12 protein-coding genes are annotated in these 11,331 nt (G+C 70.2%); 5 read left to right on the forward strand and 7 right to left on the reverse strand.

Features of this window, described 5'->3' with window-relative positions; translation table 11 throughout:
* Positions 1–105 precede the first annotated feature (105 nt).
* Positions 106–501: a superoxide dismutase, Ni gene (gene sodN, locus AB0F18_RS36070; RefSeq protein WP_007266490.1), complete on the reverse strand. Its 396-nt coding sequence runs from the start codon at positions 499–501 to the stop codon at positions 106–108.
* Positions 502–674: 173 nt separating this feature from the next.
* Here sodN and sodX point away from each other — a divergent pair, with 173 nt between their 5' ends.
* Positions 675–1,094: a nickel-type superoxide dismutase maturation protease gene (gene sodX / locus AB0F18_RS36075; protein WP_362068737.1), complete on the forward strand. Its 420-nt coding sequence runs from the start codon at positions 675–677 to the stop codon at positions 1,092–1,094.
* On the opposite strand, the gene AB0F18_RS36080 is transcribed toward sodX, so the two are convergent.
* The 4 genes from AB0F18_RS36080 to AB0F18_RS36095 all read right to left on the reverse strand — a co-directional run bounded on the left by AB0F18_RS36080 (position 998) and on the right by AB0F18_RS36095 (position 4,608).
* Positions 998–1,627, reverse strand: a complete 630-nt coding sequence (locus AB0F18_RS36080; protein ID WP_362068740.1) for a CGNR zinc finger domain-containing protein — start codon at positions 1,625–1,627, stop codon at positions 998–1,000. The two genes, sodX and AB0F18_RS36080, sit on opposite strands and share 97 nt — an antisense overlap.
* A 284-nt stretch (positions 1,628–1,911) precedes the next feature.
* Positions 1,912–2,664, reverse strand: a complete 753-nt coding sequence (locus AB0F18_RS36085; protein ID WP_362068761.1) for an amino acid ABC transporter ATP-binding protein — start codon at positions 2,662–2,664, stop codon at positions 1,912–1,914.
* A gap of 11 nt (positions 2,665–2,675) precedes the next feature.
* Positions 2,676–3,617 (reverse strand): amino acid ABC transporter permease, encoded by a 942-nt coding sequence (locus tag AB0F18_RS36090; protein ID WP_362068764.1) that lies wholly within the window; start codon positions 3,615–3,617, stop codon positions 2,676–2,678.
* A 43-nt stretch (positions 3,618–3,660) separates the two neighbouring features.
* Complete coding sequence (locus AB0F18_RS36095; protein ID WP_362068743.1) at positions 3,661–4,608, reverse strand: ABC transporter substrate-binding protein; 948 nt, start codon at positions 4,606–4,608, stop codon at positions 3,661–3,663.
* Between the two features lie 528 nt (positions 4,609–5,136).
* Here AB0F18_RS36095 and AB0F18_RS36100 point away from each other — a divergent pair.
* The 4 genes from AB0F18_RS36100 (at position 5,137) to AB0F18_RS36115 (ending at position 8,599) form a co-directional block, all read left to right on the forward strand.
* Positions 5,137–6,339, forward strand: a complete 1,203-nt coding sequence (locus AB0F18_RS36100; protein ID WP_362068746.1) for an NADP-dependent malic enzyme — start codon at positions 5,137–5,139, stop codon at positions 6,337–6,339.
* A gap of 466 nt (positions 6,340–6,805) precedes the next feature.
* Positions 6,806–7,768: a zinc-binding dehydrogenase gene (locus tag AB0F18_RS36105; protein ID WP_362068749.1), complete on the forward strand. Its 963-nt coding sequence runs from the start codon at positions 6,806–6,808 to the stop codon at positions 7,766–7,768.
* 58 nt (positions 7,769–7,826) lie between these two features.
* Entirely contained in the window at positions 7,827–8,036 is a 210-nt protein-coding gene (locus AB0F18_RS36110; protein ID WP_042818984.1) for a helix-turn-helix domain-containing protein, read from the forward strand.
* Positions 8,036–8,599 carry a Clp protease N-terminal domain-containing protein gene (locus AB0F18_RS36115; protein ID WP_362068752.1) on the forward strand — a complete coding sequence of 188 codons (564 nt, stop codon included), beginning with the start codon at positions 8,036–8,038 and terminating at the stop codon, positions 8,597–8,599. Before AB0F18_RS36110 ends, AB0F18_RS36115 begins: the two co-directional genes overlap by 1 nt.
* Here AB0F18_RS36115 and AB0F18_RS36120 read toward each other — a convergent pair whose 3' ends face one another.
* Positions 8,600–9,487, reverse strand: coding sequence for a helix-turn-helix transcriptional regulator (locus tag AB0F18_RS36120; protein ID WP_362068755.1), 888 nt, complete (start codon positions 9,485–9,487; stop codon positions 8,600–8,602). It abuts the gene before it with no gap.
* Position 9,488: 1 nt separating this feature from the next.
* Positions 9,489–10,409, reverse strand: coding sequence for a DUF4097 family beta strand repeat-containing protein (locus AB0F18_RS36125; protein ID WP_362068758.1), 921 nt, complete (start codon positions 10,407–10,409; stop codon positions 9,489–9,491).
* Positions 10,410–11,331: the final 922 nt, after the last annotated feature.

Here is an 11,331-nt window from a genome sequence, read left to right on the forward strand (position 1 = left end):
GGGCGGGCGCGGGCCCCGCCCCCCCCGCGGGGCGCGCCCACCTCGGGTGGGGCCCGACCGCATGCGGTCGGGCCCCTCGGTGGTTCTGCCGGGGGAAGGCCTGGATCAGGCGGCCTTGGTCTCCCAGAAGATGCGGTCGATCTCGGCGATGAGCTCCAGGGCCTTGGCGCCGGTCGCCGGGTCGTTGGACGCCTTGGCGGCCGAGAGGGCCTTCAGGGTGTCGTTGACCAGGGTGTGCAGCTGCGGGTACTTCTCGAAGTGCGGGGGCTTGAAGTAGTCGCTCCACAGCACCGACACGTGGTGCTTCGCGAGCTCGGCGCGCTGCTCCTTGATGGTGATGGCGCGCGCGCGGAAGTCCGCGTCCTCGTTGGCCTGGTACTTCTCCTGGACGGCCTTGACGGACTCGGCCTCGATACGGGCCTGGGCCGGGTCGTACACGCCGCAGGGCAGGTCGCAGTGGGCGGAGACCTTCACCTTGGGGGCGAAGAAGCGGGAAAGCATGGAGTGGGTCCTCCTCGTGATCGTCTTCTCAAGGGTGGAGATTACTCGCTGAGAAGACGGAAATCGCGGGCGCCCCTATGGGCTTAGGACAAAAGTCCAGCCTGCGCCGAGGACTGGTGAGCGAACCTACGGGGCCGTGGGGCAGCATGCGGGCAGGGACGAGGAGGCCGGACATGGCGGAGAGCGGGCGGGCGCGGGTGCGGATCGGGATCACGGAGGTGTCGGGGCCGTCGATGGTGCCGACGCTGCTGCACGGGGACCGGATGGTGGTCCGCTACGGGGCGCTGGTCCGGCCGGGTGACGTGGTGGTGTTCCGGCATCCGCTCCAGCAGGACCTGCTGGTGGTCAAGCGGGCGGCGGAGCGGCGGCCGGGCGGCTGGTGGATGCTCGGCGACAACCCGTTCAACGAGACCGGGGACAGCACCGACTACGGCGCGGTCCCCGACGAGCTGGTGCTGGCGACGGCGGTGCTGCGGCTGCGGCCCCGCCGGGCGCATCAGAGTTCGCTGAGGGCGCGGCTGTCCTGGGCCGTTTCGGCGGTGCGGCTGCTGCGCGCGGACTCCTCGGCCTCCAGGCGCTTGCGGGCGCGGTAGGCGGCGACGTTGGCGCGGGTGGCGCAGCGGTCGGAGCAGTAGCGCCGGGAGCGGTTGGTGGAGGTGTCGAGGTAGGCGTTGCGGCAGGGCGGGGCCTGGCAGAGGCCGAGCCGGTCGGGGCCGTGCTCGGTGAGGTGGAAGGCCAGCCCGAAGGAGGCGATCGCGGCGTAGCCGGCGGAGGCGTTGGAGGGGTGGTCGGCGAGGTGGATGTGCCAGTCGGGGCGGCCGTCGGGGCCGACGAGCTCGTGGCCGGAGACCTGGGGGCTGACGGGGAACTCCATGAGCAGGGAGTTGAGCAGGTCCACCGCGAGGACGTGGTCGCCGCCGTCGGCCGCTTCGAAGACGGCGCGCAGCCGGCCGCGGACGTTGCGGAAGCGGGTGACGTCGGTGTCGGTGACCCGGCGGGCCATCTGCACGCTGGGGCCGAAGAGGGCACGGACGTCGTCCGCCGAGGTCAGGGCGTCCTTGTTGCGGGCCGGCTCCTCGGTGTTGACCAGGCGCACGGCATAGTCCGAGTAATGGGCCAGTTCCACTTGTAGTCCTTACGGCTGCGGGTTGGGGTCGGTCGCGGCCGCCGGTAACGGCTGCTCTCGCTTCGAGGGTATTACGTCGGGAGGGGTTCGGGGTGAGCTCGCGTGCGGTACGGGAAGTATCACGGACCACCCTCCCCGACGGTTCCCGGTGGCGACCGGCGCAGGCCGGATCTCGACGGCCCGTCCTACGACAGACCCTAGGACCGAAGGAGGATCTTCCGGCGGCAGCGCGGAGGGGCGGTACGGGATCCGTACCGCCCCTCCGTCAGCTCACCGTCCAGCGGCTACAGGACCTTGGACAGGAACGCCTTCGTCCGGTCGTGCTGCGGGTTGCCGAGCACGTCGCGCGGGTTGCCGGACTCGACCACGACGCCGCCGTCCATGAAGACGAGGTTGTCGCCGACCTCGCGGGCGAAGCCCATCTCGTGGGTCACCACGATCATGGTCATGCCCGACTCGGCCAGGTCGCGCATGACGTCGAGGACGTCACCGACCAGCTCGGGGTCGAGGGCCGAAGTGGGCTCGTCGAAGAGCATCAGCTTCGGCTCCATGGCCAGCGCGCGGGCGATGGCGACGCGCTGCTGCTGGCCGCCGGAGAGCTGGGACGGGTAGTTCCCGCCCTTGTCCCCGAGGCCGACGCGGTCGAGGAGCTTGACGGCGCGCTCGCGGGCCACCGCCTTGCTCTCGCCCTTGACCATGACGGGCGCTTCCATGACGTTCTCTATGGCCGTCATGTGCGGGAAGAGGTTGAAGCGCTGGAAGACCATGCCGATGTCCCGGCGCTGGGCCGCGACCTCGCTGTCCCTCAGCTCGTAGAGCTTGTCGCCCTTCTGCTTGTAGCCCACCAGGTGGCCGTCGACCGAGAGCCGGCCGGCGTTGATGCGCTCCAGGTGGTTGATGCACCGCAGGAAGGTGGACTTGCCGGAGCCGGACGGGCCGACCAGGCAGAAGACCTCGCGGGGGGCGACCTCAAGGTCGATGCCGCGCAGGATGTGGGCGGCGCCGTACGACTTGTGGACGCCTTCGGCCTTGACCATCGGCTGGGCGGTCACTTCGCCACCTCCGTACGGCGGAACATGTTCAGGTTGGCCTTGAGCCGCTCGAACGGGGTGGGCGGGAGGCTGCGCAGCGAGCCGCGGGCGTAGCGGCGCTCCAGGTAGTACTGGCCGACGCTGAAGACGCTCGTCAGGGCCAGGTACCAGATGGAGGCGACGAAGTACATCTCGATGACCGCGCCGGCGGTGCTGCCGATGTTGGAGCTGGCCCGCAGGAGTTCGGTGTACTGGACCGCCGAGACCAGGGAGGAGGTCTTCAGCATGTTGATGAACTCGTTGCCGGTCGGCGGGATGATCACGCGCATGGCCTGCGGGAGCACGACGCGGCGCATGGTCTGCGTCTGGGTCATGCCGAGCGCGTGCGAGGCCTCGGTCTGGCCCTCGTCGACGGACTGGATGCCCGCGCGGACGATCTCCGCCATGTAGGCGCCCTCGTTCAGGCCGAGGCCCAGGAGGGCGACCATGAACGGCGTCATGACGTCGACGGTCTCGTTCTTGTAGATCGGACCCAGGTTGATGTACTGGAAGATCAGCGGGAGGCTGAACCAGACCAGCAGCTGCACGTAGACCGGGGTGCCGCGGAAGAACCAGATGTACAGCCAGGCCACGAAGCTGGTGACCGGGTTCTTCGAGAGGCGCATCACCGCGAACAGGATGCCGAGCGCGAGGCCCAGCGCCATCGAGGTGATGCTGATGATGACGGTGTTGCCGAGGCCGGTGATGACCGAGGAGTCGAACAGCTTGTCGCCGACCGTCCCCCAGATGATCTTGCCCTGGGAGAAGGCGTAGACGAGCCACGCCAGCAGTACGGCGACGACCACGGCGCTGATCCAGCGGCCGTAGTGCCGTACGGGGATTGCCTTGATGGCCTCGTAGGGGGTGGTGCCCGAGGCGCCGGGCCCGGCCGGCGGAGTGTCGGCCGGACCCTTGTCGATCTTGTCAGTCACAATGACTGCCCTTCAGTGGAGCGCTTCGGTCTTACTTGCCGGCGTTGATCGTGGCGGACTGCACGGCGCCGTCCTTCACGTTCCACTTCTCCAGGACCTTGGCGTAGGAGCCGTCCTTGATGATGGCGTCGACGGCTTCCTTGAGGGCGTCGCGGAGCTGGGTGTTCTCCTTGGAGACCGCGATGCCGAAGAGGCCGACGTCGGACTGCTGGCCGCCGACCTCGAAGTCGTTGCCGCCGCCCGAGGTCTTCGCGATGTACGAGGTGACCGGGAAGTCGTTCAGGTCGGCGACGGCGCCGCCGGCCTTGACGCGGGTCTGGGCCTCGGCGTCGGTGTCGAAGGCCTCGATGGTGAGCTTCTTGTCCCCGCACTTCTCGGCCTGGGCCTTGAAGGTGTCCTCGTAGATGGTGCCGCGCTGGACGGCGACCGTCTTGCCGCAGAGGTCGTCGAGGGACTTGATGTTGTCCGGGTTGCCCTTCTTGACCAGGAGCGAGACGCCGGAGGACATGTAGTCGACGAAGTCGACGCCCTTGCCGATCTTCGCGCCCTTGTCGTCGAGGCCTTCCTGGCGCTTCTTGTTGTCCGTCATCGAGGAGATCGCGACGTCCTGGCGGCCGGTCTCCAGGGAGGTGATCAGGCCGTCGAAGGTGCCGGAGGTGAACTGGAGCTTCACGCCGAGCTGCTTGCCGAGCGCCTCGGCGATGTCCGGGTCGACACCGACGATCTTGCCGTTGTCGACGTACTCCATCGGGGCGTAGGCGGTGTCCGAGCCGACCTTGATGACACCCGCGTCCTGGATCTTCTTCGGGAGCTTGGAGTAGAGCGGGGCGCTCGTGTCCGCCGTGCCCGTGCCGGAGGAGGACTTGTCGGTCTGGTCGCCACAGCCGGTGAGGATCAGGGCGCCGGCGACCGCGATCGCGCCGACCGCGGCGATCCGGGACCGGGCGGCGGTCGTACGACGGGTGATGCTTGCGGTCATGAGCTGGTTCCTCCGACGGGGGTGGAAAAGCATCCGAGAACAGATCGAGGCACGCACCATCGAGTGCCGCGACCTTGTGTGATTACGGCATCTTGCCATTCGGACTGGCGCATTCAGGGTGCCCGTGAGGTCAAAATCAGATAACGGGCGCCACCGACTACCCAACAGGACTGCGGGCAAGGTCCATCGGAGCCGCACAAACCGTCGTGACCTGGCACTTTCGCCTCACTATTTGCGGTGCGTCTCGACTGCTGGACAGAGACCTTTGGACTTTTAGCCAAAACCGGGACAAGCAACCTACGATCAGCCCGGAATCGACTCGTCTGGGCGTGTGCTCTTCGGGTAGAACAGATCCTTACACCCCTCATCCGGGGCTCAGGGCGCGCGTGCGGCGCGCCCGCGCGTACGAACCTCCCCTTCGCGGAGACGGGCCAACCGTCGATGCGGAGTACGAACGCGGTGCCCGCCCACCCCTTAACCAGGAGTGGCCACCCTCAATGAACACAAGGACTTAAGGGGTCACAAGAAGTGGCAGCCGAGATCGTCAACCCTCGCAGTGACAGTGCGACGGACAACAACCCCGATGCGGTCTTCGCGCTGCACCGGGGCGGCAAGATGGCCATCCAGGCCACCGTGCCCGTCAAGGACAAGGATGACCTGTCCCTGGCCTACACGCCCGGCGTGGCGAAGGTGTGCACCGCCATCGCCGAGCAGCCCGAGCTCGTGAACGAGTACACCTGGAAGTCCAACGTGGTCGCCGTCGTCACCGACGGTACGGCCGTGCTCGGACTCGGTGACATCGGTCCCGAGGCCTCCCTCCCCGTGATGGAGGGCAAGGCGATCCTGTTCAAGCAGTTCGGCGGCGTGGACGCGGTGCCGATCGCGCTCGCGACCAAGGACACGGACGAGATCGTCGAGACGGTCATCCGTCTGGCGCCGTCCTTCGGCGGGGTCAACCTGGAGGACATCTCCGCCCCCCGCTGCTTCGAGATCGAGCGGCGCCTCCAGGAGGCCCTCGACATCCCGATCTTCCACGACGACCAGCACGGCACGGCCATCGTGACGCTGGCCGCCCTGCGCAACGCGGCCAAGCTCACCGGCCGCACCCTCGGGGACCTGCGCGCCGTGATCTCGGGTGCCGGCGCGGCGGGCATCGCCATCGCCAAGATCCTCGTGGACGCGGGCATCGGCGACGTCTGCGTCACCGACCGCAAGGGCGTCGTCTCGGCGGACCGCACCGACCTGACGGACGTCAAGGCGGAGATCGCGGGCCTGACCAACAAGACGGGCCGCAGCGGCACGCTGGAGGAGGCCCTCGCGGGCGCGGACGTCTTCATCGGCGTCTCCGGCGGCACCGTCGGCGAGGAGGCCGTGGCCTCCATGGCGCGGAACTCCTTCGTCTTCGCCATGGCCAACCCGAACCCGGAGGTCCACCCCGAGGTCGCGCACAAGTACGCGGCGGTCGTGGCCACGGGCCGTTCGGACTTCCCCAACCAGATCAACAACGTGCTGGCCTTCCCGGGCATCTTCGCGGGTGCCCTGAAGGTCCGCGCGACCCGGATCACCGAAGGCATGAAGATCGCCGCCGCCGACGCCATCGCCGGTGTCGTGGGTGACGAGCTCGCCGCCGACTACGTGATCCCCTCGCCCTTCGACGAGCGCGTCGCCGAGGCCGTCACGGCCGCGGTCGCCGCGGCGGCGAAGGCCGACGGGGTGGCCCGCCTCGCCTGAGCGGCGGACGGGCCCCCGCGGGGGCCGAACGGGTGAGGCCCGGCCGGAGTGATCCGGCCGGGCCTCTTCGTGTACGGAGGGCCGCCGCGCAGGGGAACGCACCCTCCCCGCCCCCGAACGGGGAGGGGACGTCCCGGGTCCTTCGCCGCGGCCGGCCGTAGGCCTCCTCACCGGCTCGACCAGGCACGACCAGGTACGACCGGGCGCGCGGAAAGAGCGCGCGAAGGGCGCCCCGGGAACGCAGAAGGAGAATGCGGGGCACGTGACACGCTCATGACGAGCCACCGCATGGCCTGAATATTACCCCCATCCAGACCCCGACGATCTATTCCGTTTAGCCCTATCACCGGGCACAAACCGCCTGGCACTCACGGTAGTTGAGGGGCCTCGCTCCGCTTCCAGTCCGACCCATGGACACGCCCTCACCCCTGGTCATGGGCCCTACCGACCGGTAGCCTCTGGCGCCATGTTCGCTGCCTACGCCGCCCGAATCGACCGTGACCAGCCGCTGAGCGGCCTCGAACTGGGCGAACGCCCGGCTCCCGAGGCCCGGCCCGGCTGGGTGACCGTCAACGTCAAAGCCGCCTCGCTCAACCACCACGACCTGTGGTCCCTGCGCGGGGTGGGTCTCGACGCGGACAAACTGCCCATGATCCTCGGCTGCGACGCGGCCGGCGTCGACCAGGACGGCAACGAGGTCGTCCTGCACTCCGTGATCGGCCAGAGCGGCCACGGCGTCGGCCCGGACGAGCCGCGCTCGATCCTGACCGAGCGCTACCAGGGCACCTTCGCCGAGCAGGTCAGCGTCCCCGCCTGGAACGTCCTGCGCAAGCCCGCCGAACTCTCCTTCGCGGAGGCCGCCTGCATGCCGACGGCCTGGCTGACGGCGTACCGGATGCTCTTCACCAACGCCGGGGTCCGCCCCGGGGACTCGGTGCTCGTCCAGGGCGCGGGCGGCGGCGTCGCCACCGCCGCGATCGTCCTGGGCAAGGCGGCGGGCCTGCGGGTCTTCGCCACCAGCCGCGACGAGGCCAAGCGCAAGCGCGCGGTGGAGCTCGGCGCGCTGGAGGCCTACGAGCCGGGCGCGCGGCTGCCGCAGCGGGTGGACGCGGTCATCGAGACGGTCGGCGCCGCCACCTGGTCGCACTCGGTCAAGTCCCTGCGCCCCGGGGGCACCCTGGTCATCTCCGGCGCGACCAGCGGCGACCGGCCGGCACACGCCGAACTGACCCGGATCTTCTTCCTGGAGCTGAAGGTGGTCGGCTCGACGATGGGCACGAAGGACGAACTGGAGGACCTCCTGTCCTTCTGCGCGGCCACCGGAGTCCGCCCGGTCATCGACGAGACCCTCCCCCTGGACCGCGCCCGCGAGGGCTTCGCACGCCTGGAGTCCGGCGACCTGTTCGGCAAGATCGTCCTCACCGTCTGAGCGCACATCGTGTCAATCAGGGTTGACACCCCTCCCATGTCAACCTACATTGACACGCATGACCGAAGCCACCGATCTCGCCGAACGGGCAGGAGACCGGGACCCGCGCGTGGGCCTGCGTGCCGTGGCCGCCCTCCGACGGCTGCTGGAGCAGCTGGAGGCCGTCCAGGTACGCAGCGCCCGCGCACAGGGCTGGTCCTGGCAGGAGATCGCGGCCGAACTCGGCGTCAGCCGGCAGGCCGTGCACAAGAAGCATGGGAGGCTCTGATGTTCGAACGCTTCACGCACGACGCGCGCTACGCGGTGGCGGGCGCGGTGGCGCAGGCACGCGCCGCCGGTGCCGACACCGTCACCGAGGAACACCTGCTGCTGTCACTGCTGGACCGGGGAGCCCTGGAGCCGCTGGGCGTGGACGGCGCGGCCGTCGCCGCCGACCTCGCAGCGCGCCGCCGCCGGGGAGGGATGTCCCGGGCGGACGAGGAAGCCCTCGCCGGCCTGGGCATCGACCTCTCGGAGATCGTCACGCGGATCGAGCAGACCCATGGCGCGGGCGCCCTCTCCACCCCCGCCCCCCGCAGGCGGGGTATGGGCTCTTCCCTCCGCACGGTCCTGGGCCTCCCGGAACCGCAGCAGCGTCACTTTCCCCTCACCCAGGGCGCCAAGAAGACCCTGGAGCAGTCCCTGCGCATCGCCCTGGGCCGCAAGGACCGCCACATCGGTACCCCGCACCTGCTCCTGGCCCTGATCTCCCGCCCGGGCACGGTCTCCGAGGCCCTCGCGGACCACGGAGTCACCTACGCGACGGCCGAAACCGGCCTCGCGGCGGCCTGACTACGCCCCGGGGCGCAGACCCGCCTCGATCCGGGCCGCGGCGGCCGCCAGGTGGGCGCGGGCCTCGGCCAGCTGGGCCGGGGTGACACCGTGGTCGCGGGCCGCGTCGCGGACGTCGTCGCGGAAGCGGTCCAGCAGCCGGTCCAGGTCCCGCGCCGGGTCGGCGGTGGGCGCCAGGTCCTCGGCCCAGGCCGAGCCCGAGGGGCCGGGGGCGGTGGGCGTCTCGGGCGCGGCGGCGGTGCCGTTGCCCAGCCAGGCCCCGGCGAGGCTGCCGAAGACCCCGCCCGTCCTGCTCAACTGCTCCTGGAGCTGGGCGGCGATCCGCTGGACCTCCTCGCGGGCCCGCTCCTGGGCCTCCTTGGCCTGGCGGCGGGCCTGCTGGGCCTCCTCGCGGGCCCTGCGGCTCTCGTCCTTGGCGCGGCGGGCCTGCTCCTTCCACTCCTGCTTCGCCTTGCGGAGCTCTTCCTTGGCCGCCTTCCAGGACTCGTCCTCGACCGGCGTCGCCGAGGCGCTGGCGGCGGCCCGCATCTCACGGCGCAGATCACCGGCGGCGCCCCGCACGTCGTCACGGATCTCGGCGGCCAGCTCGGAGACCGAGTCGCGGATCTCCAGCTCCAGGTCCGCCAGTTCACCGCCCCGGTCGGCCAGTTCGGCGCGGCCCGCCTCGGTGATCGAGTACACCTTGCGCCCGCCTTCGGTGGCGTACGTGACGAGCCCCTCGGTCTCCAGCTTCGACAGCCGCGGGTACACGGTGCCGGCCGAGGGCGCGTACAGGCCCTGGAAGCGCTCCTCCAGCAGGCGGATCACCTCGTACCCGTGGCGGGGCGCCTCGTCCAGCAGCTTGAGCAGGTAGAGGCGGAGGCGGCCGTGGGCGAAGACGGGCGGCATGTCAGAGCACCTTCTTGTCGAGCTGGAGGGGGCCGGCGTCGGCGTCGGCCTGCGGGCGGCGCAGCACGGCGATGGACCCGGAGACGGTCGTGGCGCGCAGGGTGCCGGAGCCCTTGCCGAGGGTGCCGGTGATCCGCTTGGCGCCCAGCTGACCGGTGACCCGCAGGTCCTCGAAGGCGTTGGAGACGCTGCCCGTGGCGGTGTTGGCCTCGACCTTGGCGTCGGCGGGCTGCGGCAGGCGGATCGCCACCTGGCCGGAGACGGAGTTGAGGACGATGTCCACCGGCTTGGGCGCCGCCGGGTCCAGGGCGAGGTCGATGAGCATGTCACCGCTGACCGAGTCGGCCCGTACGCTGCCGCCCGCGCCGTCGACCACCGTCAGACCGCCGGAGACGGAGTGGAAGCCGAGCTCACCGGTGACGGACTGCACCTCGACGCTGCCGGACACGGTGTGCGCCTTGACCCGCCCGGAGAGGCCGACCAGGGTGGCGTCGCCCGAGACCCCGTTGACCTCGGTGGCGGCGGAGATGCCGGAGACGAAGGCGGTGGCGCTGACGGTGGCCAGCTGGACCGCCGTGGCGGCGGGGACCGCCAGGGTGACGGTGACGCTGCGCTCCCAGGCCTTGCGGCCGTCCGGGGAGGAGCCGGACCAGGCCTTCCAGGGCTTGCCCTCGAACCACTTCTTGAAGCCCTGCGAACCGTTCCAGGGGAGGTCCTCGTAGGACAGGGTGAGCACGCCGCCCTCCTGCACCACGTGCAGCGGGGGCCCGTCGACCTCGGTGACCTCCAGCCGGGCGGGGCCGTCCTCGGCCGCGACGACGTTCACGGTCCCGCCGACCACGCGCACGCGCAGCTCGGTGACGGGCTGCTCGAAGGTGAGCCGCTGGGGGGCGGGGACGGACCAGGTCATCTGCTCAGGCATGGTGCTGCTCCTCCTCGTGGGCTGACTACGCGATGGCGTTGCGTGCGGCGCGGCGATGCCGCGATGCCGTGATGCCGCACGCAACATATCGCGTCTTCTGTGAGACACGATATATCGCGGGTGGGGGAAGTCAAGGAGGGGGGACGGCGCGGCGGGGCGGGGTCGGGGGTGTTCGGGGTCCCGGTGGGCGGTCTCAGAGCAGCCTTGGGGCTTTCCCGTCAGTCCCACTGTCCTTCCGGTTCGGGCCGGTCGGTCAAGGGCGCTCCCTTCGGTCGCGTCGCTTCGCGATGGCCTTCGGCCACCCTTGACAGCCCGACCCGCCCCGGAAAGACAAGGACTGCCGGGAAACCCCCAAAGGAACGGGACGGTTGTTCATTGGCCATGCGGCTCCCTCAGCGATGAGGCGAGCAGGCCGGGTCCGCCTCGCCGGGCATCCGGCCCCTCCAGATCCTGATCCGGGCCCCGGTGCAACCCACGCCCCAGATCGCTACGCGCTGCCCATATTTCGGCGTCCGCCGCCCGTCTGGGGCCGATCCCCGCACCCAAGGACGATGAAATCGTCCTCCGGGCCCGCCAGGCGCATCGGATCGCTACGCGCTCCTCATTTCTCGGCGTCCGGCGGCCGTCTTGGGCTTGTACCTGCACCACAGGACGACGGGGACGTCATCCCGGCCCAGGACGGCCGTCGGACGCTGAGACGGGAGGAGCGCGTAGCGATCTGGGGCGGGCCCTGGTCCGGAATCAGGGATCTCAGGGGCCGGATGCCCGGTCTGCCGAACCCGGCCTGCTCGCCTCATCGCTGATCCGGCCGCATGCCCGTTGATGGACCGGACCGTTCCTTTGGGGGCTTCCCGACAGTCCTTGTCTTTCCGGGGCGGGGCGGGCTGTCAAGGGTGGCCGAAGGCCATCGCGAAGCGACGCG

Source organism: Streptomyces sp. NPDC029216, from assembly GCF_040648015.1.
In the GTDB taxonomy this organism is placed as follows: Bacteria; Actinomycetota; Actinomycetes; order Streptomycetales; family Streptomycetaceae; genus Streptomyces.

Excerpts from the sequence above, each read along its gene's own strand:
- AB0F18_RS36120 (WP_362068755.1), bottom strand. The coding sequence starts at position 9,487 with ATGCCGCCCGTCTTCGCCCACGGCCGCCTCCGCCTCTACCTGCTCAAG.
- sodX (WP_362068737.1), top strand. The coding sequence starts at position 675 with ATGGCGGAGAGCGGGCGGGCGCGGGTGCGGATCGGGATCACGGAGGTG.
- AB0F18_RS36105 (WP_362068749.1), top strand. The coding sequence starts at position 6,806 with ATGTTCGCTGCCTACGCCGCCCGAATCGACCGTGACCAGCCGCTGAGC.
- sodN (WP_007266490.1), bottom strand. The coding sequence starts at position 501 with ATGCTTTCCCGCTTCTTCGCCCCCAAGGTGAAGGTCTCCGCCCACTGC.
- AB0F18_RS36115 (WP_362068752.1), top strand. The coding sequence starts at position 8,036 with ATGTTCGAACGCTTCACGCACGACGCGCGCTACGCGGTGGCGGGCGCG.
- AB0F18_RS36085 (WP_362068761.1), bottom strand. The coding sequence starts at position 2,664 with ATGGTCAAGGCCGAAGGCGTCCACAAGTCGTACGGCGCCGCCCACATC.
- AB0F18_RS36110 (WP_042818984.1), top strand. The coding sequence starts at position 7,827 with ATGACCGAAGCCACCGATCTCGCCGAACGGGCAGGAGACCGGGACCCG.
- AB0F18_RS36095 (WP_362068743.1), bottom strand. The coding sequence starts at position 4,608 with ATGACCGCAAGCATCACCCGTCGTACGACCGCCGCCCGGTCCCGGATC.
- AB0F18_RS36125 (WP_362068758.1), bottom strand. The coding sequence starts at position 10,409 with ATGCCTGAGCAGATGACCTGGTCCGTCCCCGCCCCCCAGCGGCTCACC.